The sequence below is a fragment of the Aeromonas sp. 603079 genome (genome assembly GCF_049172135.1).
Classification (GTDB): Bacteria; Pseudomonadota; Gammaproteobacteria; order Enterobacterales; family Aeromonadaceae; genus Aeromonas; species Aeromonas veronii.
Window position 1 is genome coordinate 1 of record NZ_JAAKPX010000022.1, and the last position, 20346, is coordinate 20346.

Annotated in this window: 13 protein-coding genes; 10 read left to right on the forward strand and 3 right to left on the reverse strand. The window is 61.9% G+C overall.

The window, feature by feature from the left end; translation table 11 throughout:
- Nucleotides 1–199 precede the first annotated feature (199 nt).
- Nucleotides 200–709 carry a VC2046/SO_2500 family protein gene (locus G5287_RS16035; protein WP_216977409.1) on the forward strand — a complete coding sequence of 170 codons (510 nt, stop codon included), beginning with the start codon at nt 200–202 and terminating at the stop codon, nt 707–709.
- Nucleotides 710–820: 111 nt separating this feature from the next.
- Here the strand turns inward: G5287_RS16035 and hpf are convergent, their stop codons facing one another.
- The gene (gene hpf / locus G5287_RS16040; protein WP_005334257.1) at nt 821–1159 is read right to left on the reverse strand and encodes a ribosome hibernation-promoting factor, HPF/YfiA family; all 339 of its coding nucleotides are present in this window, start codon (nt 1157–1159) and stop codon (nt 821–823) included.
- Between the two features lie 368 nt (nt 1160–1527).
- Here hpf and G5287_RS16045 point away from each other — a divergent pair, with 368 nt between their 5' ends.
- The 3 genes from G5287_RS16045 to G5287_RS16055 all read left to right on the forward strand — a co-directional run bounded on the left by G5287_RS16045 (nt 1528) and on the right by G5287_RS16055 (nt 7209).
- Nucleotides 1528–4032: a putative bifunctional diguanylate cyclase/phosphodiesterase gene (locus G5287_RS16045; RefSeq protein WP_421231554.1), complete on the forward strand. Its 2505-nt coding sequence runs from the start codon at nt 1528–1530 to the stop codon at nt 4030–4032.
- 99 nt (nt 4033–4131) lie between these two features.
- Nucleotides 4132–6033, forward strand: a complete 1902-nt coding sequence (locus G5287_RS16050; protein ID WP_058058058.1) for a transglycosylase SLT domain-containing protein — start codon at nt 4132–4134, stop codon at nt 6031–6033.
- A gap of 177 nt (nt 6034–6210) precedes the next feature.
- Nucleotides 6211–7209, forward strand: a complete 999-nt coding sequence (locus G5287_RS16055; protein ID WP_164537168.1) for a LacI family DNA-binding transcriptional regulator — start codon at nt 6211–6213, stop codon at nt 7207–7209.
- Between the two features lie 77 nt (nt 7210–7286).
- Here the strand turns inward: G5287_RS16055 and G5287_RS16060 are convergent, their stop codons facing one another.
- Both G5287_RS16060 and G5287_RS16065 read right to left on the reverse strand, forming a co-directional pair.
- Complete coding sequence (locus G5287_RS16060; RefSeq protein WP_421231555.1) at nt 7287–8351, reverse strand: 3-deoxy-7-phosphoheptulonate synthase; 1065 nt, start codon at nt 8349–8351, stop codon at nt 7287–7289.
- 125 nt (nt 8352–8476) lie between these two features.
- On the reverse strand, nt 8477–10429 hold the full coding sequence (locus G5287_RS16065) for a TonB-dependent receptor domain-containing protein (RefSeq protein ID WP_421231556.1): 1953 nt from the start codon (nt 10427–10429) through the stop codon (nt 8477–8479).
- Nucleotides 10430–10695: 266 nt separating this feature from the next.
- Between G5287_RS16065 and G5287_RS16070 the strand changes: the two genes are divergently transcribed.
- From G5287_RS16070 to G5287_RS16095, 6 genes are all read left to right on the forward strand, one after another.
- The gene (locus G5287_RS16070) at nt 10696–11844 is read left to right on the forward strand and encodes an isochorismate synthase (RefSeq protein ID WP_216979091.1); all 1149 of its coding nucleotides are present in this window, start codon (nt 10696–10698) and stop codon (nt 11842–11844) included.
- Nucleotides 11841–13487 (forward strand): (2,3-dihydroxybenzoyl)adenylate synthase, encoded by a 1647-nt coding sequence (locus G5287_RS16075; protein WP_227340859.1) that lies wholly within the window; start codon nt 11841–11843, stop codon nt 13485–13487. Before G5287_RS16070 ends, G5287_RS16075 begins: the two co-directional genes overlap by 4 nt.
- Nucleotides 13484–14416: an isochorismatase family protein gene (locus tag G5287_RS16080; protein WP_227340858.1), complete on the forward strand. Its 933-nt coding sequence runs from the start codon at nt 13484–13486 to the stop codon at nt 14414–14416. The genes G5287_RS16075 and G5287_RS16080 overlap by 4 nt, the downstream gene beginning before the upstream one ends.
- Nucleotides 14413–15180, forward strand: coding sequence for a 2,3-dihydro-2,3-dihydroxybenzoate dehydrogenase (gene dhbA / locus G5287_RS16085; RefSeq protein ID WP_227340857.1), 768 nt, complete (start codon nt 14413–14415; stop codon nt 15178–15180). The genes G5287_RS16080 and dhbA overlap by 4 nt, the downstream gene beginning before the upstream one ends.
- A 126-nt stretch (nt 15181–15306) precedes the next feature.
- Entirely contained in the window at nt 15307–19296 is a 3990-nt protein-coding gene (locus G5287_RS16090; RefSeq protein WP_421231557.1) for an amino acid adenylation domain-containing protein, read from the forward strand.
- On the forward strand, nt 19293–20162 hold the full coding sequence (locus tag G5287_RS16095; RefSeq protein ID WP_227340855.1) for a hypothetical protein: 870 nt from the start codon (nt 19293–19295) through the stop codon (nt 20160–20162). Before G5287_RS16090 ends, G5287_RS16095 begins: the two co-directional genes overlap by 4 nt.
- Nucleotides 20163–20346: the final 184 nt, after the last annotated feature.

A 20346-nucleotide genomic window follows, 5' to 3' on the forward strand; every position in this document is an offset into this window, starting at 1 on the left:
AGAAGGATTCGAACCTTCGAAGGCAGAGCCGTCAGATTTACAGTCTGATCCCTTTGGCCGCTCGGGAACCCCTCCACAAGTGCGAGGCGCATACTAACAGATCTTCCGGTTTTGTGAACCCCCAAGCAGGATTTTTCCATTAAAAGAATTGGATTTGTGGCCGATAACCAGTGAAATCGCCATTTTCGAGAGTTATCTCATGCTGCCCAGTTCAATCCGTAATCACCTGCTCGTCGATGAGGGCCAGTTGGGGCAGCGCCTCAACCGTGACCTGCAACATGGCGATCGGGCGGATTTCCGGTTGCATCTGGCCCTGCTGACCGACGCGGTGGAGGAGCAGCCCTGGTTTGATGCCAAACCGGCGGCCACTTCCCAGAGCCGTGACTGGCGTATGCACTTTGACCTGAGACCGGCAGAGGTGCTGGTGGCTGAAGGGGCTGGGAGTGACTGCAGTGCCATCAATGAGCGGTTGCAACAGGGGGGAAGCATGGTGGATGTGCGGCTCTGGCTGGCGCTGCAAACGCCGCCGCTGGCGGTCAAGCAATCCTTGCTGGATGAGGCTGTCTACGACAACCTGTCACCGCTGGCGCGGGAGCGGTTGCAAGGAAAGCTGGCCGATGTGCCGAGGCAGGAGGATCCGCTGGTATTGCTGCCGATCCTCGATCGTTTGCAAGAGGGGGTGGATACCCGGTTGCACTGGCTTAGTTGATGGCGCCTGTTCACTGGTGTAACGCGATGCTTGTCGGAAAATCACAGGCAACAAAAAGGCGGGTAACCCCGCCTTTATGCTCTTTGGAATTTTTAGCCTTGCGGCATGCTATCAAGCGTCAGCTTCATCCGGTTGCGGCTGCTCTTTGAGCGCTGCATTGGCACGACGGGCAATCGGCTTTTCGGTGTGACGGTTGAGTTGGCGCTCCAGTTTTTGCCCCAGTTCGTTGATGGCGGCGTAGAGATCCTCATGCTCTGCTTGGGCAAACAGTTTGCCGTTGGGGATGCCAGCACTGGCTTCGACAGTGAACATCAGACGCTCTTTGGAAACAATCACATGGGGTGTGATGAGAGGCACCTGAAGACGTTCGAGCTTTTCAAAACGGGATTCGATGCGCTCGCGGATAGCCGGGGTGATGTCGATGATTTTGCTGGTAATTTCGATTTTCATATTGGCCCCCTTCGGGTCGTCTTGCTTGTGTCTTCACCTTCAGATTACTCATTGGCAAAGATTGAAATGTGATCCGTGTCACATAACCTTCCCTTGGCTATTCAGCAACTTATAAATTGTGATCTTTTCCGGTTTCGTGCCAAAAACAGCTTGAGCTCCATGAAACTGGCAGGCAGTATGACAGGAATAGGATCGTTTCTGTCCCTTCTTGGCAGCACTTCGTGTCGACCTCATGTCCGGTTTCCACTGCTTGATATCGCATGTTTGTACTCTTCCCTCGCAACCTCTGATCTGATGAGCGGATGCAGGGGGCGTTGCTATGCCTGATTGGACATCAAACGTGGTTGGTTGTTGTGTTGGAGTGGTAAATGAAGCAGCAGGCCACGCAAGTCATGTGGTTTTTCGATCGGCAACATGATCAGTGGAGTCTCTCTGATCAGGGGGCCTACCAGCAGTGGCAAGGGGAGGGCAATCATCCTTGGGCCGCTCGCCTGTTACCGGAAGATGAGGCAGGCTTTGCCGACTTTCTCGTCCGGCTTCATGAATCACATCTGCCTGAACAGTTTATTGGTCATCTGAAAGATGATCAGGGGCAGCTCAACCATGTGCTCTGGAGCGGTCAGTTTGTGCCTACCCAGCAGATCTGCTGTGGCTGGCTGGCCCCTCTTGATACCGCCAACAGTGCGGTCTCCTCTCTCAACCTCTCTTTGCCGTTGCTGCAAACCACCCTGCTCACCCAGTTGGCGCAGGCGCTCTCTGCCCGCACCGGGCTCGATTTCTTCAATACCCTGGTCAGCCAGCTGGCTCATATTCTCAAGGTGGATGCGGTCTGGGTGGGGGAGTTGTGCGGTGCCGACCGGGTCAAAGTGCTGGCTGCCGATGGGTTGTCGCTTAAAGACTACCCGCTGGCGGGCTCCCCCTGTCAGGAGCTCTACAAGCAAGGGGCCATCTGTTTCGAGGTGATCGACGAGTCGCAGGAGTATCAACCCTGGCTGGCGGCCGGGCAGACTTATTATGGTCAGCCGCTGTTTGATGCCAGAGGCCAACTTCTGGGCCATCTGGCGCTGCTCTATTCGGCCCCGGCAGATACCAGCAATCTCACCTCGGTGCTCAATACCTTCTCGGTACGGATGGTGGCCGAGCTGGAGCGCCTGCAATCCGATGCCCAGATGCGCCTCTCTGCCGTCGCATTCGAGACCCACGAAGGGATCATCATCACGGATCCGGGGTTCAAGATCCTGCGGGTCAACAACGCCTTCAGCCAGATCACCGGCTTTGACAGCCAGTCGGTGCTGGGCCTGCATCTGGAAGAGGATCTCTGGCCAAATCTGGGAGGGCTCGGTTACGAGCTCAACACCCTCAGCCGCTGGCAGGGGGAGACCCAGCGTCGCCATGTCGATGGTCACACCTATCCCCAGTGGGAGATAGTGACGCCGGTGCAGGATGAGAAGGGGGTGATCAGCCACTTTGTCATCTGCTTCGAGGATATCTCCGAGCGCAAGGCGGCCGAGCGGCGCATCCAGGATCTCGCCTATTACGACGAGCTGACCGGATTGCCCAATCGCCGTCAGCTCCACGAGACCCTGGTGCAGACCTTCAACGAGGCGACCCGCGACGGTCTGATTGGCGCGCTGCTCTTTATCGATCTCGACCACTTCAAGACCATCAACGACTCCCTCGGCCACGCCACCGGTGACTGGCTGCTCAAGGAGGTCGCCGCCCGTCTCAAACGGTTGGTGCGGCAAGGAGATTGCCTGGCCCGCCTCGGCGGTGACGAGTTTGTGTTGCTGTTGCCATCGCTCTCGGCCAGCCCGCCCCAGGCGGAGATGCAGGCCGATATCATTGCCGAGCGGCTCATCACCGAGATTGCCGCTCCTTATACCTATGTGGGGCAAGTGCTGCACATCGGCGCCAGCGTTGGCATTACCCTGTTTCCGGATCGGGAGCAGGGGGTCGATGACCTGCTCAAGCAGGCGGATACCGCCATGTATCAGGCCAAGTCCGCTGGCCGCAAGACCCGTCGCTTCTTCGATGCCTCGATGCAGCAGCAGGCGGATCGCCGTTTGCTCATTCACAACGAATTGCGCAACGCCCTCAGCCAGCAAGAGCTGACCCTCTACTATCAGCCCCAGCATATGGTCGATGGCGGCGATATCATTGGTGTCGAGGCGCTGATCCGCTGGCAGCCAGCCGGTCGCTCGCTGGTCTCGCCGGCCGAATTTATCCCCATCGCCGAGGAGACGGACCTGATTGTCGATATCGGCAACTGGGTGCTGCACGAGGCGTGCGCCCAGTATGTGCTGTGGGAGGAAAACGGCATCCACATTCCGCAGATCTCGGTCAACGTTAGTGCCAAGCAGTTCCATGCCACCGATTTTGTCGAGCGGATCCACGATGTGTTGGCGGAAACCGGCATGGATCCGGCCTGCCTCAATCTGGAGATCACCGAGTCCGTGGTGCTGGGTCATGCCGAGGACACCATCAGCAAGATGACCGAGCTCAAGGAGCTCGGCATCAGCTTTGCCATCGACGATTTTGGCGCCGGTTACTCCTCCCTGAGCTACCTCAAGCGGCTGCCTGCCGATGAGCTCAAGATCGACCGCTCCTTCATTCAGGACATCCCGAAAGATGGCGACAACATGGCCATCGTCGAGGCGGTGATCGCCATGGCGCGCCATATGGGGTTCAACGTCACGGCGGAAGGGGTGGAATCCCGCCAGCAACTGGAGTTTCTCAAGGCGCAGGGGTGCAGTTTCTATCAGGGCTATCTCGCCTCCAAGCCGCTGCCGGTGCCCTATCTGGAGAAATATGTACAGCGGCTGACCAGACCGGAGCAACTGCGTGAAATGCAGCTGAGCGAGGCAGAAAAATAGTCCTTGCTCCCCGCTGTAGCGCTGCCCGGCAACGGGTAGAATGAGAGGCAGTAGACCCACCGCCACCGGGCGGTGTATTGCCCTCAATGGAGATGCTCAGTGAAAGCTGTATGGGGAATTGTTTTGTCGGCGCTGTTCGTGCCGACCCTGATGGCGCAGACTGCCGACCAGACGCTCTACCGTCAGGCGTATGACGCCGTACGGGCCAATGATCAGGCCCGTTTCCAGCAAATTCGTGCCCGGTTGACCCATTACCCCCTGCTCCCTTACCTCGATTACTATCAGCTCGCCTTTCGTCCGGGGGCGGCGGATTACAACGATGTGACCCGCTTTATCCGCCAGCATGGAGATACCCCCCAGTCCAACCGGCTGGAGCGCAGCTATCTGACCTATCTGGCCCAGAGCCAGCAGTGGTCGCAGTTCCTGCGCTTCTATCCGGCCAAGCCGAGCTCCACCGATCTGCTCTGCATGCACTATCAGGCGCTCTATTACACCGGCAAGCAGAAAGAGGCGTTGCAGGGGGCGGGCAAGATCTGGATGAGCGGTCAATCCCGTCCCGATGCCTGCTCCCCGCTGTTCCAGCTGTGGCAGGCATCCGGTCAGCGAACCCAGGAGAAGATCTGGCAGCGGATGACGCTGGCGTTCGAGGCGGAAAACCCCAACCTGATCCGCCACCTTGGCGCGACCCTGGGTAGTGGCTTGCAGAGCTATGGCGATCAGATGGTGACCCTGTTCGAGCAGCCTGCCAAGGCGATGAACCCGGCCTATTTCAGCAGCAATCCCTACTCCCGTAAGCTGCTCTCCCTCGGTTTGACCCGCTATGCCAATCAGGAGCCGGAGTCGGTGCTGCGCCAGCTTGCGCTGTTTCGCAGCCGTTTCGGCCTGACCCAGGCCGAGGTGAAACCGGTAGAGCGTGCCATTGCCCGCCGCCTGCTGCTGGATCGCTCCATAGCCCAGCGCAGCTGGGTCGACAGCACGGTGAAAAAGCTGGCGGATCCCGACATTACCGAGCTGCGGGCGCGACTGGCCATCTGGGAGCAGGATTGGCGTGGCCTCTCCGGCTGGGTGAAGATGATGCCGATGGCCCGTCAGAAAGAGGATCGCTGGCGCTACTGGATGGCGCGCTCCCTTGAGGTGCAGGGGCAGCAAAAACCGGCGCGGGATCTCTATCTGGAGACCGCCAACCTGCGCGGTTTCTACGGCTTTATGGCCGCCCAGCGCACCGGCGTGCCCTATCGCATCAAGAACCAGAGCGTCAAGCATGTACCGGACTGGCGCACGGCCAGCCAGCGCTGGCCCTTCCTGTTGCGGGTGCGCGAATTGCTCTCGATGAACGAGATTGCGGCGGCCCGCTCGGAGTGGATCCACAACATGGATCGCAATCCGGTGGCCCAGCGCATCGAGTTTGGTCATATCGCCCTCAATCAGGGGTGGCACGAGCTGGCCATTCTCGCCAGCATTCGCGCCGAAGCGTGGGATGCTCTCGACCTGCGCTTCCCGCTGCCGCTCAAACGCACCTTCTCCCAGATGGCGCAAGAGCGCACCATGAACACCAGTTTGCTCTATGCCATCTCCCGTCAGGAGAGTGCCCTCTATCCGCTGGCCCAGTCGCCGGTGGGGGCGCGCGGTCTGATGCAACTGATGCCTGCTACTGCCAAAGAGACTGCCGGCAAGCTGGGGGTGCCCTATCGCAACGAGCAGCAACTGTTTGATCCGACGATGAATATTCGTCTGGGGAGCGCTTATCTCAAGCGCTTGCTGGATGTCTATGATGGCAACCGGATCCTGGCGGCGGCCGCCTACAACGCCGGGCCGGGACGGGTAAAACGCTGGCGAGAGCAGAGTGACAACAAGCCGATGGACGTGTGGGTCGAGAGTATTCCCTACAAGGAGACCCGCAACTACGTACAAAACGTGTTGTCGTTCGATCTCATTTATCAGCACAAGCTGCAGCAGCCGCTGCGCTTCATGTCAGAGCGGGAGCTCAATCACGCTTATTGAGTCGGGGGCCGCCAGCCGGCCCCTGTTTTCAAATTTCCCTGCTGCCGGGTATCATCGGGTAAGGTTTTGTTACCAAAGGAAACATGCCTGGTGACCTGGCTCCGGGAATTGCATCAGGCCGCAGGGTATACTCGGGCGTCGGCATCGACAGGTTCCCCCACAATAAAGGAATGGATAGTGGCAACGATTAAAGACGTTTCTCAGCTGGCAAATGTGTCTATCTCCACCGTGTCGCGGGTTATCAACAACACGGCACAGGTAGCACCGGAAAAGCGTGAGGCCGTACTGGCGGCCATGAAGGAACTGAATTTTCGACCCAACAGTTTTGCCCAGGCACTGGTCAGCAAGCGTTCCAACTGCATTGGCGTGCTGGTTGGCGACCTCTGCGGCGGCCCCTTCTTTGCCCAGATGATGCGTGGCATCGAAGCCATGGTCGATCAGGCCAACAAGTTCACCATCGTCATGTCTGGCAACCATGATATCGCCCGCGAGCGTCACGCCATTCAGGCGCTGCTGCAGCGCCAGTGCGATGCGCTGATCCTCCACAGCAAGGCGCTTCCGGACGAGGAGCTGAGCGAGCTGGCGGCAGGCTCTACCCCCATCGTGTTTATCAACCGTCAGGTGCCGGGCTTTGAGGATCGCTGCGTCTGGCTCGATAACCAGGCGGGGATCACCACCGCGTGCCAGCACTTGTTGGATGCCGGTCATCGCAACATCGCCTTTATCACCTCCGATGATGAAGAGTTTGTAGATGGTCAGCAGCGGATGGCCGGTTACACCCAGACCCTGGCCAGAGCCGGGATCGCCTTTGATCCTGCACTCGTCAGCCGCGCCTTTGCCGACGAAAATGGCGGCTATGTGGCGATGAGTGAACTGCTGGCCCGTGGTGTCGAGTTCACGGCCGTGCTCGGTTTCAACGACGGCATGGTGGCGGGGGCGATCTCTTGCCTGCTGGAGCGGGGTTACAAGATCCCGCAGCAGGTGTCGGTGGTGGGGTTCGACGATATCCCCTACGCCCGCTACATCTATCCCAAGCTCACCACAGTGCGCTACCCCATCGAGGAGATGGGCAGCCGCGCTGCTGAACTGGCGCTGCGCCTGCTCGATCACAAGCCGGTAGACGGCCTGGCGCTCAAGTTTGAAGCCCAGCTGGTGGAGCGTGAGTCAGTCGCCTGACGTGCGTCAAACAGTGAACAACAGTGTGGCCCCATCGGGGCCACACTGTTTTTTGAGTTATCTGAATAATCCGCCATTTATCCTGCCAGGGCGATCCGCTGCTGGCGGCGCGCCTCAACCCCTTCTGCCACCATATCGAGCAGTTGCCTTGTCTGTTCCCAGCCGATGCAGCTATCGGTGATCGACAGGCCGTAGCGCAGCGGTTTGCTGCCGATATCCTGACGCCCTTCACAGATAGAACTTTCCACCATGATGGCGGCGATGGCATGGCTACCAGCACCCAGCTGGTCGGCAATGTCACGGGCAACCAGCAGCTGGCGGGCATGTTGTTTCTGGCTGTTGCCGTGGCTGCAATCGATCATCAGGCGAGGGGAGAGATGATGCTGGCGCAGCAGCTCGCCAGCCTCTGCCACATGACTGCTCTGATAGTTTGGCTGGCGGCCACCGCGCAGGATCAGGTGGCAGTCGGGGTTGCCATGGCTGCGCACCAGTGCCAGCTGGCCATCACCGGAAGGCTGGGTATAGAGGTGGGCCGCCCGGCTGGCGAGGATCGCCTCGACTGCGATCCGGATATTGCCATCGGTGCCGTTTTTAAAGCCGATGGGGCAGGGAAGGGCCGAGGCCAGCTGGCGGTGGAGCTGGGATTCGGTGGTGCGAGCGCCAATGGCACCCCAGCTGATGAGATCCCCCAGATAGAGCATGCTGGTGAGATCGAGAAATTCGGTGGCACAGGCGAGCCCTTCCTGTCCAAGTGCAAGCAGTAACTCCCGAGCGTGGCATAGTCCCTTTTCAAGTTGATCGCTGCCATCGAGGTCGGGATCGAAGATAAATCCTTTCCAGCCGAGCGTCGTGCGCGGCTTTTCGAAATAGGTGCGCATCACCAGTTGCAGCTGCTCCCCGTATTGGCCCTGCAGTTCAGCGAGCTGGCCACCATAGTCGCGGGCGGCGGCCGGATCGTGAATGGAGCAGGGGCCGATCACCAGCAGCAGGCGGTCGTCCTCTCCCTGCAGAATATGGCGGGCTTGCTGGCGGCTGTGTGCGATTTGGCGAGCGAGCCGTGCCGGACAGGGTCTGGCCTTTAACATCTCGTCAGGGGTGGGCAGGGTGGCAAGGGGTGAAGCATTCAGAAGTGAGGTGAACATGAGCGATCCTGATGAAAATGGAAATCTGCATGCTCTTTGCTGTCCAGTGGGGATCTTCCCCTTATTCTCTTGGTTAACAGAGCGCGGGCATGGGCCCGCGCTCTGTTATATCAGTCTTGGCTACCTTAGAAGCGGGCTGAGCCGCTGACGTAGTAACTGCGACCCGGTTCGACGTTCTGGAAGACGGTGTCTTTCTCTTGCAGGCGCACGTCGGTCAGGTTGTTGATCCCCAGTCGCAGGTCAAAGTTCTCGGTGACCTTGAAGCCGGTGCCGAGATCGAAGGTCTGATAGCTGGGCAGCTTGTGCAGTACGACAACCTTGTTGACGGTCTGCTCGGCAAACTGGGTGCCGGTGTAGGTGGTGCCGACAAAGGCATTGACCCGCTCGGTGGCCTGCCAGGTGATCTTGGCATTGGCCTTGTGCTCAGGCCGCTCGGGCAGAGCCTGGCCCTGATCGCCTTCAGCCTTGAGGTAGGTGTAGTTGGCGCCGAGGTTGATATCGTCGGTCAGATTGAGCTTGCCGGTCAGTTCCAGCCCCTTGGTGGTGGCTTTCTCCAGGTTGTACCAGGTGCGGTCAGTGGAGTTCGGCAGCTGTTTGAAGGTGAGCATGTCGTCGATATCGGAGTAGAAAAGGGTGGCGCTGGTCTCCCAGATCCCTTCTCCTGCGATGACGCCCAGCTCGTAGTTGGTGCTGGTTTCCGGCTTGACCTTGTCGCTGCCATAGATGCGGCAACTGCCGCCGCAGCTCTCGATGCTGTAGCCATTGGAGTACTGGTGCGGTGCCGGCGCCTTGAAGGCCTGGCTGACACCGCCTTTGACGGTCACCACATCGTTCAGCTCGTACACCAGATAGCCGCGCGGGGTGAAGTGACTGCCGTAGATCTCGTGGTGATCGTAACGGCCGCCCAGAGTCAGGGTCAGGCTGTCGGTCAGGCCGATCTCGTCCTGAGCAAACAGTGCCTCTTGGGAGTGACTCTCTTTACCGCCGATATCCTTGTAGCTCACCGCATCCACCAGCTCCCGATCCAGATATTCACCACCCAGGGTCAGGTAGTGGTTGGCCAGCGCCAGGTTGGTGTAGCCCTTGAGGGTGAAGGTGTTCTCCTCCAGTTCGCGATGCTGCGGGGCCGAGTAGCTGGTATTGAAATCATCGATCTGGGAGCTTTCATAGTTGGCCATGACGGTGGTGTCACCCCAGCTCCAGTTCCCCTTGTGAGTCAGGCCAAACAGGTTGCGATCGTTCTGCTGCTGGCGGCTGTGCACCTTGTTGCCGGTCTTGCGGAAGATATCGAGGGGGCGCTCATCCTGGTTGTAGAGATAGTCAAACTCGAAGCGCTGCTGCTCATCCACCAGCCAGCTCAGGGTGGAGGCAAAGTTGCGGGTCTGCTTGGCTTCGATGAGCGGAATGCCATCGGCCGCTTCGGTGGGGGTCCAGGCTTGACGGTCATACACCTCGCCGTTCATCCGGATCAGCAGGTTGTCGGTCAGCGGGCCGGTAAAGCCCAGGTTGGTTCTGTGCTGATCGCCGCCATCCTTGCCCTCGATGGCTTTGAAGTCGGCATCGGCTGCCCCTTGCCAGGTTTTGCCCGGCTGCTTGGTGATGATGTTAATGACACCGCCGATGGCATCGGAGCCGTAAAGTGCTGACATGGGGCCGCGGATCACCTCGACCCGCTGGATCATGCCGAGGGGCACCGGGGTGTTGTCGAAGTTGCCGCCGCGCCACAGGGCATTGGAGGAGGAGAGGCGTTTGCCATCCACCAGCACCAGGGTGTACTTGCCGGACATGCCGCGAATGCCGATATCGCTGCGGCCATTGGTGTCAGCTTCAGCCTGAATGCCCACTTCGTGGCGCAGCAGATCTGCAAGGTCATTGACTGGCGCGGCGGCGATCTGTTCGGCCGTGATGACAGAGATAGAGGCAGGTGCCGATCGAGTATTGTGCGCCGTGGTGGTGACGGTGATCACCTCATCGGCTTGAGGGGGGTTGCTGGCGGCGATCGCTTGCTGGGTCAGCAGAGTGACGATGGTGGTGGCCAGCAGGCTGGGAGCAATAAAACGGGAGGTTGAGGATTTCATTATTTACATCTTCCATAACATACAAATGATAAGCGTTATCATTATCAAATTGAATTTGCTCCGATCGCAACTCTTTTTTATCGGCGAAGTTCAGTTTCGTTCGTCACCCGCTTTTGACTAAAAAGAAGTTAATGAAATTGATTCTCATTTGTATTGATCGTTTTTTCGCTCCTTGTTAGGATGCCGTTCACTCTGATATCTGGTGAGTCAAATGACTCACCTTAAGTCGTGTCAGGCAGTGATTCATTCCAAGGAGTAGCACCGTCATGTGTGACCATGCACTGGAAGGAGAGTGGCCCGCCACAGCGGTCGGGCTGGATAAAGTGTGCTGTTTTGCCAGCGGTGACAGGGTACTGGTCGCCTCCGGTATCCACGACAGTTTTACCGGCATCCCGCCGGAGAAGCTGCTCGCCCATCTGCGTCAGTTGCGCCAGCAGGGGATGGACAATCCCATCGCCATCGGCGCCATCCCTTTTGATACCCAATCCCCCTGGCATCTGGTGATCTCGGCGCAATCGCAGTGGGTCGCAAGGGATGCGCTGTTGCCCGCCCGCTGTTGTCAGCTTCGTGGTGAGGTGAGTGAAGTGACCGGCGCTGCCCACTATCAGGGAGCGGTGCGGGCGGCACTGCAGCAGTTCAGCGAGGGGCAGCTCGAGAAGGTGGTGCTGTCGCGCGCCATCGATGTGCAGAGCGCAGAGCAGACCTCCCCCGCACACGCCTATGGCTCTCTGTTGGCCCAGAATCCGGGCGCCTATGTGTTCCAGATCCCGCTGCCGGAGGGGGAGACCCTGCTTGGTGCGAGCCCCGAGCTGCTGGTATCGCGCAGCGAGATGGCGGTGGTGAGCAATCCGCTGGCGGGCTCCCGTCCGCGCCACGCGTTTTCCGATCAACAGGCGGCCAGTGCCGAACTGCTGGGGGCGCAGAAGGATCGCTATGAACATGCGCTGGTGGCCGATGCAGTCGCTGCGGCCCTCGCTCCCTTCTGCCGCGAGCTGGACGTCCCTCTGGAGCCGCAGGTGATCGCCACTCCTACCATGTGGCACCTCTCGACCCGCATCGCCGGACGGCTCCATGAACCCTCTCCCGTGCTGGCTCTGGCGCTGGCACTGCACCCGACACCGGCGGTGTGCGGCACGCCGCTCTCGGCAGCGCGTCAGGCCATCGCCCGGCTTGAGGGGTACGATCGCCGCTTCTACTGCGGCGCCGTTGGTTGGATGGATGCCGACGGCAATGGCGAGTGGGTAGTCACCATTCGCTGTGGCGTGCTTGCCGGCAGACAGCTGCGGCTCTATGCTGGCGCCGGGGTGGTGGTGGGCTCTTCGCCGGAAGCGGAGTGGCAGGAGACCGCCGCCAAGCTCGGCACCATGTTGCGTGCCTTCGGCCTCGAAAGCCGGGAGCCGGAGGTAACCGCATGAAGCCGCTGGTGCCCTTTACCCCCTGGCCCGCCGAGCTGGCAGCCCACTACCGGGCACAAGGGTGGTGGCGCGGACAACCGCTCACCGCCCTGCTCGATGAATCTGCAGAACGGTATCCCGAGCGCACGGCCCTGATCTGTGGCGAGCGCACCCTCAGTTATGGCCGGTTAAAGCGTGAGGTTGATGCGCTGGCGGCGCGGCTGGCGGCGCGCGGGCTGGGCCACGGCGATACCGCGCTGGTGCAGTTGCCCAACTGCGCCGAGTTCTATATCTGCTGGTTTGCCCTGATCCGCTGCGGCGTAGTGGCGGTGCATGCCCTCTACAGCCATCAGCGGCGCGAGCTGGTGGCCTTTGCCCGCCAGATTGAGCCCGCCTTGCTGGTACTCAGCCCCTCCCATCCCGGCTTTGCCGGTGAAGCGGGGAGCCTCGCGGCCCTTGATGAGCTGGTATATCCCCCCTGCCAGACACTGCTGTTCGAGCAGGCTGAAGGCTCCGATCTTCTGTCAGGATTTGCATGGCTTCAGCCTGAAACCGTGGCTCGTGCTGATGGTTCGCCTCTGACGGCCACTGCGCCGACTCCTACTCCGGCCGATCAGGTCGCCTTTTTCCAGCTCTCCGGCGGCAGCACCGGCACTCCCAAACTGATCCCCCGTACCCACGATGACTATGGCTACAGCGTGCGCCAGAGCGTAGCGGTGTGCGGTTGGGATGAGCGGGTGATCTATCTATGCGCTCTGCCAGCGCCCCACAACTTTCCCCTGAGCTCCCCCGGCGCACTCGGAGTGTTTTATGCCGGTGGCTGCGTGGTGCTGGCAAAGGATCCCTCTGCAGCAACCTGTCTGCCGCTGGTGCAGCGCCATCAGGTCAACTGGGCGGCATTGGTGCCACCGGCTCTGGCGCTCTGGCTGGAGGCGGCCAGCCACTATTCGCAGACCTCTCTGGAGTGTGTGCAGGTGGGAGGTGCGCGCCTCAGCCCGGCTCACGCCGAGGCGGTGGCGAGCCGCCTTGGTTGCCGTTTGCAGCAGGTGTTCGGCATGGCCGAGGGGCTGGTCAACTACACCCGCATCGAGGATAACCAGTGGCACATCGTCAATACCCAGGGCCGCCCGATGAGTCCGGGCGACGAGGTCGAGGTGCGGGGCAGCGACGGACGCCCCTTGCCAGATGGCGAGTGCGGCGAGCTCTGGACGCGTGGCCCCTACACCTTTCGCGGCTACTTCAAGGCTGGTGCCCACAATCAGCGGGCTTTTGATCGGGACGGTTTCTACTGCACCGGCGATCTGGTCTGCCGCTTGCCCGGCGGTCATCTGATGGTGGTGGGGCGCAACAAGGATCAGATCAACCGGGGTGGGGAGAAGATCGACGCCCTCGAGATTGAAGAGCTGTTGCTGACCCACCCGGAGGTGCGGCAGGCGGTACTGGTTGCCATGCCCGATCCCATGCTCGGGGAGCGCAGCTGCGCCTTTCTGATGTGCCGCGAGCCCCTCAATCTGCCCCGCTTGCGCCGTTTCCTGCGCGAGCAGGGGGTGGCCGATTACAAACTGCCCGATCGCCTGGTGCTGGTGGAGCAACTGCCCCACACCCCGGTCGGCAAGATAGACAAACAGAGGCTGCGCGAGCAGCTCGCCAAGGAGTGTGCATGACCATTCAATCCCTCGCCGCCTATCCGCTGCCTATCGCAGAGGAGCTGCCCACCGGGCGGGTGAACTGGCCCTTCGAACCGGGCCGGGCCGCCTTGCTGGTCCACGATATGCAGTACTATTTCGTCGATTTCTACGGGCCAGACAATCCGCTGATCAATCAGGTCATCGACCATATCGCCACCCTGATCCGTCAGGCGCGTGCTCTCGGCATGCCAGTGGTCTATACCGCCCAGCCCGCCGAACAGAGTCAGGCAGATCGGGCGCTGCTCAATGACATGTGGGGGCCGGGGCTGACCCGGGCGCCGGAGCGTCAACCCATCGTTCCGGCGCTGGCACCCGAGCCGCAGGATACGGTGCTGACCAAGTGGCGCTACAGCGCTTTTTGCCGCTCGCCGCTGGCAGAGCTGATGGCCGAATGGGGGCGAGATCAGCTGGTGATCTGCGGCATCTACGGCCATATCGGGGTGATGCAGACGGCGGTCGATGCTTTTATGCGCGATATCCGCCCCTTCCTGGTGGCAGATGCCATCGCCGACTTCTCCCGCGAGGATCATCTGTTGGCGCTCTCCTACGTCAGCCGCAATGCGGGTCGGGTGATTACCGTGGCCGAGGTGATGGCGGCCAGCAAACGCCCCCTGACTCGGGAGTCGCTACGTGCTCAGGTGTTGGTGCGGCTGCCCGCCGAGATGCAGCAGGAGCAGCCCACCGAGGATGACAACTTGCTCGACTACGGTCTCGACTCGCTGGCGGTGATGGGGCTGGTGGAAGAGTGGCGTCAGCAGGGGCTGGTGGTGGAGCTGGCCGAGCTGGCCCGCACGCCGACCCTGGCTCACTGGTGGGGGCTCCTCTCCCGTCAGCTTAATGTCAGTCAGGCCACGGCTTATCAGGTCAACGAAGATCACGTCAGCGAACCGGAGTGCACCCCATGAGCGAGTGGCAAGGCAGAACCGTCTGGGTAACCGGTGCGGCACAGGGAATTGGCCATGCGGTGGCACGTACCTTTGCCGAGGTGGGAGCCAGCGTGGTGGCGTTCGATTTGCAACTGGTCGAGGCGCTGCCCGGCAACGTGAAGGGAGTGGTAATCGATGTCAGCGACAGCGAGGCCGTGACCCGCTGCTGCGAACAGCTGCTGGACGAGGGGCTGGGACCCGATGTGCTGGTCAATGTCGCCGGCGTACTGGCGACCGGCAGGATCGATGAGGTAGATGACGCCCTCTTGCAGCGCACCTTCGCCATCAACACCTTCGCTCCTTTCTACCTGATGCGGGCCCTGACCCCCTGGTTTCAGGGACGGCGCAGGGGCGCCATCGTCAATGTCTCTTCCAATGCCGGTCGGGTACCGCGAGTGGGGATGGGCATCTATGGCGCCTCCAAGGCGGCGCTGACCAGCCTCACCCAAACGGCTGGGTTGGAGCTTGCCCCCTATGGGGTGCGCTGCAATCTGGTGTCGCCGGGCTCGACCCGTACCCCCATGCTGTACGGCATGTGGCAGGAGGGGGAGGCGGCGCAGCAGGAAGGAGAGCTGCGTACCATCGCGGGTCTGCCCGGGCAGTTCAAGCTGGGGATCCCCCTTGGCAAACTTGGGACCCCCGACGAGGTTGCCGCCAGCGTGCTGTTTCTCGCCTCCGATGCCGCCAGCCATATCACCCTGCAGGATCTGGTGGTTGATGGCGGTGCCACTCTGGGGGTCTAGCCCGCGCGCAGCCGATCTGGCAGGTGTGACACTCTACTTTATGGAGGAGGCCTGGCCTCCTCGCTTTTCAGCCATGCGGGCAGGAGCAACTCACTGCCCGCTCGATGTTTGCGCAAGGACATTTCCATGGAACAGACAATGGCGATGCGCGCCACCCATCAGCGTGGGGAGCCGCCGCGCTGGTCGCTTACCACCGCTCAGGCGGGCATATGGTTTGCCCAGCAAAAATATCCGCAGAGCCCCGCCTGCAATACCGGCGAGTACTGGCTGCTGGAGGGGGCGCTGGCTCCCCATCACTTCACCCGCGCGGTGCGCCAGACTATCGACGAGATCCCCGGTCTGCACTGCGCATTTGTGGCTACTGCCGATGGCCCGCAGATGGTGGCCAACCCCGCTTGCTGGCAGCTGGCAGAGCGGGATCTGCGTAGCGAAGCCGACCCGCTTGCGGCCGCGCAGGCCGAGATGCGTGCGCAGTTGGCCGCCCCCTTCAATCTGGCCGAGGGGCCGCTGTTTGCCACCACCCTCTATCGCCTTGGCGAGGGGCGGTGGGCCTGGTTTATCGCCGTGCACCATATCGCCATCGACGGCTTTGGCCTGAGCCTGCTCTGCCAGCGGGTGGCAAATTGGTATGAGGCGCTCTGTGCCGGCGAGCAGCCAGCCCCCTGCCGTTATGCGACCCAGCAGCAGCTGCTGGCCGAGGAGGTGGCCTATCAGGATTCGCCGCGCGCCGCGCGGGATCGCGATTTCTTCACCCAACAGCTAGCTGGGGTGGAGAATCCTGCGTCGCTCTCCCGCCGCTCGGCGCAAGGGCCGGGCCCCACATATCGTCTTGAGCAGCGGCTGGCTGGCCGCCAGTGGCAGGCACTGGTAGAGCGGGCGAGTCGCTCGGCCTGTCACCCCTACAGCTTGCTGCTGGCGGCAGTGGCCAGCTATGTGCAGCGAATGAGCGGCGCTGGCGAGGTGGTGCTGGGTATTCCGCTGATGGGGCGGCTGGGCTCAGCGGCGGCCGATACCCCTTGCATGAAGGTCAATGTGGTGCCCCTGCGCATCGAGCTGAGCGGCACCAGCCGGGTAGGGGAGTTGCAGGCACAGGTCGAGCGGCAATTTGCCGCCCTGCGTCGTCATCAGGGCTGCCGTCAGGAGTGGTTGCAACAGCGTCAGCCGGGCCAGCCGCTGTTTGGCCCTCAGGTCAATCTGATGCCCTTTGCCCGTACCCTCAGCGTTGGTGAAGGACACAACCAGGTTCGTGGCGAGGTGCAGGTGCTGGCGGCGGGGCCGGTGGAGGAGTGCGCCTTCTATTTTGCCGAGGAGGCAGGCGCGATGACCCTGACCCTAGAAGCACATCAGGGGCGCTTCAGCCAACAGGAGAGCGAACGTCATCTGGCCCGGCTAGTAGCCTATCTGGCGGCCTGGAGTGAGGCGGATGATGAGGCCCTGGCGGTGCGCTTGCCGCTGTTGCTGCCCTGTGAGCAGGTTGAGCTGGCGCGCTGGAACCAAACCGACCATCCGTTGCCGACCACCACCCTGAGCGCACTACTGGCCGAGGGGCTGGCGGCGGCAGATCAGAGCGTCATCGCGCTGGAGTGTGGCGCCGAGCGCTGGAGTGTGGCCGAGCTGCGCCAGCGTACCCGCCAGCTGGTCAGCTATCTGGCGGGGAGGGGCGTGGGCCCCGGTTGCCGGGTGGCGGTGGTGATCCCGCGCTCTCCCGAGCTTATTCTCGCCCAGCAGGCTATCATGGCGGCGGGGGCCGTCTATGTACCCGTTGATCCGGACTATCCGGCGGAGCGGATTGGCTACATTCTCGCCAGCAGCGATCCTGCGCTGGTGCTGACCAGTCGCACCTTGCGGATGCCGCTCGATGTGGTCGCGCCACTTGTCTGCCTCGATGCCCCCGGTGTGGCAGAGCAGCTGGCGACGCTAGACGTGGCGGCGATAGCACCTTGTGAGCTGCCAGCCCCCAAGCCGGAAGATGCGGCCTACATCATCTTCACCTCCGGCTCGACCGGTCGGCCCAAAGGGGTGGTGGTGAGCCATGGCGCGATCGTCAACCGACTGCTCTGGATGCAGCACATGTATCCCATCGGCCCGGCGGATCGGGTGCTGCAAAAGACCCCGGCCGGTTTCGATGTCTCCATCTGGGAGTTTTTCTGGCCCTTTATGACCGGGGCGCGGCTGGTGCTCGCCAAACCGGGCGGCCACAAGGATCCCGCCTACCTTGCCGAGCTGATTGAGCAGGCCGGGATCACCACCTTGCACTTTGTCCCCTCCATGCTGCAGATTTTTGTCACTCAGGCCGAGCCTGCTCGTTGCCGCGCCCTGCGGCAGGTATTTTGCTCCGGCGAGGCGCTGCCCGCGGATCTGGTGCAGCGCTGGTATGGGATATTCTCAGCCCCCCTGCACAACCTCTATGGCCCGACCGAGGCGGCGGTGGATGTCACCTGGTATCCCTGCCGGGCAGACGAGGCGGTGACCAGCGTGCCCATCGGCTATCCGGTCTGGAATACCAGCATCCACATTCTCGACCCCTGGTTGCAGCCGGTGCCCCCCGGGGTGGCAGGCGAGCTCTGGATCGGCGGCGTGCAGGTGGCAGAGGGCTACTTTGGCCAGCCCGAGCTCACCGCCGAGCGCTTTATTGCCAACCCCTTCGGAGCGGGACGGCTCTATCGCAGCGGCGATCTGGCCGCCTGGCGCGAGGATGGCGCCATCGAGTATCTGGGGCGCCTCGATTTTCAGGTGAAGATCCGTGGCCAGCGCATCGAACTGGAGGAGATCGAGCAGGTGCTGCTGCGCCATCCCCGGGTGGCGCAGGCGGTGGTGCTGGCCCCTGAATTTGCCCCCGGCGATCGCCGTCTGGTGGCCTATGTGGTGACCGCAGATAGCAGAGAGCTGACGCTGGCCGAGCTGGCACCCGCCCTTGGCGCGGCGTTGCCCGACTACATGGTACCGGGGCTCCTGGTAAACCTGGCCAAGCTGCCGCTTACCCCCAATGGCAAGCTGGATCGCAAGGGGCTGCCGCTGCCCGATATGGCGTCGGCGGTCGGTCAGTCGCTGCCGAAAACCCTGCTGGAGGAGCGTCTCTGTCGCCTCTTCGCCGAGGTACTGGGGCTGGCGCGGGTCGGCGCCGACGATAACTTCTTTGCCCTCGGCGGCCACTCCCTGCTGGCGGCACAGCTGGTGGTGCGCATTGAAGAGTCGACCGGACAGACTCTCACTCTGGCCAGCCTGTTCGAAGCACCTAGCCCCGCCCAGCTGGCGCGCCGTCTTGGCGGTGAGCGGGAGGCCATGCCCATGCTGTTGCCCCTGCGGGCGCATGGTACGCAGTCTGGCACATCGTGCCCCACCCTCTTTTGCGTCCACCCCGCAGGGGGGCTCGGCTGGTGTTATGCGCCACTGGTGCCCCATCTGCCGACCGACATGGCGGTCTATACCCTGCAGGCGCGGGCGCTCTGCCAACCGGATGCGCCGCTGCCCGCCAGTTTCGACGAGCTGGCGCTCGATTATGTGACCGAGCTGCGTCGTCAACAGAGCGAGGGACCCTACTGGCTGCTCGGCTGGTCCCTCGGGGGCATGCTGGTGCACCGGATGGCCGCCATGCTGCAAGAGCAGGGACAAGAGGTGGCCATGGTGCTGCTGCTCGATGCCTACCCCTGTCAGCAGTGGCAAACCCAGCCGTTGCCCGACGAGCAGCGGATGCTCGATGCGCTGCTGCGGATGGGAGGCATTGCGGTTGCGGACGATGCGCTCGATTCCCTTACTCGTGACGAGGTGGTGGCCCGGCTGGGGGCAGAGGGGAGTGCGTTGGCCATGCTCGACGAGCAGGTGGTGAGCGCCATGATTGAGCTGGTGGGCCACAACAACCGGCTAATCCGTCAGCCGGTCGACTACTGCTACCACGGGGAGGTGATCTTTATCGAGGCGTCAGCCTCCCGCCAGCCCTGGCTGGATGGACGCGGTTGGGAGTCGCTGACAAAAGGGGAGATCCGCTATGAGCGCTTCCCCTGTCTGCATCAGGAGATGGTGCATCCCGACTGGCTGGCGAAGATCGGCGCCCTTATTTGTGAGCGGGTCGATGGGGTCGGGCAACAACCGCACATCCGGCAGGAGGGGGACGAATGACCCCGGTTGCCGCCATCCGGGAAGCTTTGTTGGCGGGCAAACTGGTGGGGCTGGGGGAACCGCATTGGCACCCAGATTTTATCCGGCGCCAGCACGCCTGGCTCTGCGATCCGGCGCTCTGGGGAGTCATGACCGATCTGGTGCTGGAGTGCGGCAACCGCCGCCATCAGGGCTTGCTCGATGCCTGGCTGACGGGGCAGGAGAGCTGGCAGGGTGAGCCGCTGACGCTGGCACGGCTCTATCCGGTCTGGCTTGACTCCTGCGCCTTTCCCGCCTGGATGGCCCCCGAGTTTCCGGCTCTCTTTTCCGCTCTGCGCCAGAGCAATCTGGCGCGCCCCGAACATGTGCGGCTGCGGGTGCATCTCTGCGAGCCTTCATTCGAGTGGCAGGAGATGAGTCCGGAGCGATGGCAGCAACACAACAGTGGGCGGGATCAGGCGCTGGCCGACGATCTTCTTGCACTTCCCGCCCGCGGCGTGGTGGTGCTGGCGGGGGCGCGCCATCTGCTCAAAGTCGCAGGGGATCCCCACTTTGCGCAGCCGACGCTGGGCCAGTTGCTGGAGGCCGCTCGGCCGGGTTGGCTGCAGGTGCTTCACCCCTGGCCAATGGCTGATGGAAAGGGAGATGAGAAAGAGGAGCGAGTGTGCGAGCTGGCCGGGATCGCGACTGCCGACCTCTATCCCCACTGGCCGACGCATCCGCCGCTGGAGACTCTTATCGACAGGTTGGTGCGCGTGGCTGACCGGGGACGGGAGATGCGAATTTGCCCGACCTTGCTGGCCGAGCCCTGGTGCAGCCACTTGCTGAGTCGCGCTCACTTGCTGCCAGTTGGCATGGCCCGCCAACTGCAACAGTGGTTGGCGTAACTGCTGGTTGGAGTAACGGCTGACTGAAGTAACTCAATGGGGGAGCAAGGCTCCCCTTTTTCACATTTGGCATCCTGCGTTCAGTGCTGCAAAGTTGCACCATTTACGGCATACCTTGCCACTCATCGCCGAAAATTCAGCTCCTTCGCTACTTTAAAGAAGTTTCTACTGGTCTTACCTGAGT

Excerpts from the sequence above, each read along its gene's own strand:
- G5287_RS16075 (WP_227340859.1), top strand. The coding sequence starts at position 11,841 with ATGAAGCCGCTGGTGCCCTTTACCCCCTGGCCCGCCGAGCTGGCAGCC.
- G5287_RS16070 (WP_216979091.1), top strand. The coding sequence starts at position 10,696 with ATGTGTGACCATGCACTGGAAGGAGAGTGGCCCGCCACAGCGGTCGGG.
- hpf (WP_005334257.1), bottom strand. The coding sequence starts at position 1,159 with ATGAAAATCGAAATTACCAGCAAAATCATCGACATCACCCCGGCTATC.
- G5287_RS16090 (WP_421231557.1), top strand. The coding sequence starts at position 15,307 with ATGGAACAGACAATGGCGATGCGCGCCACCCATCAGCGTGGGGAGCCG.
- G5287_RS16060 (WP_421231555.1), bottom strand. The coding sequence starts at position 8,351 with ATGTTCACCTCACTTCTGAATGCTTCACCCCTTGCCACCCTGCCCACC.
- G5287_RS16035 (WP_216977409.1), top strand. The coding sequence starts at position 200 with ATGCTGCCCAGTTCAATCCGTAATCACCTGCTCGTCGATGAGGGCCAG.
- dhbA (WP_227340857.1), top strand. The coding sequence starts at position 14,413 with ATGAGCGAGTGGCAAGGCAGAACCGTCTGGGTAACCGGTGCGGCACAG.
- G5287_RS16045 (WP_421231554.1), top strand. The coding sequence starts at position 1,528 with ATGAAGCAGCAGGCCACGCAAGTCATGTGGTTTTTCGATCGGCAACAT.
- G5287_RS16065 (WP_421231556.1), bottom strand. The coding sequence starts at position 10,429 with ATGAAATCCTCAACCTCCCGTTTTATTGCTCCCAGCCTGCTGGCCACC.
- G5287_RS16095 (WP_227340855.1), top strand. The coding sequence starts at position 19,293 with ATGACCCCGGTTGCCGCCATCCGGGAAGCTTTGTTGGCGGGCAAACTG.
- G5287_RS16080 (WP_227340858.1), top strand. The coding sequence starts at position 13,484 with ATGACCATTCAATCCCTCGCCGCCTATCCGCTGCCTATCGCAGAGGAG.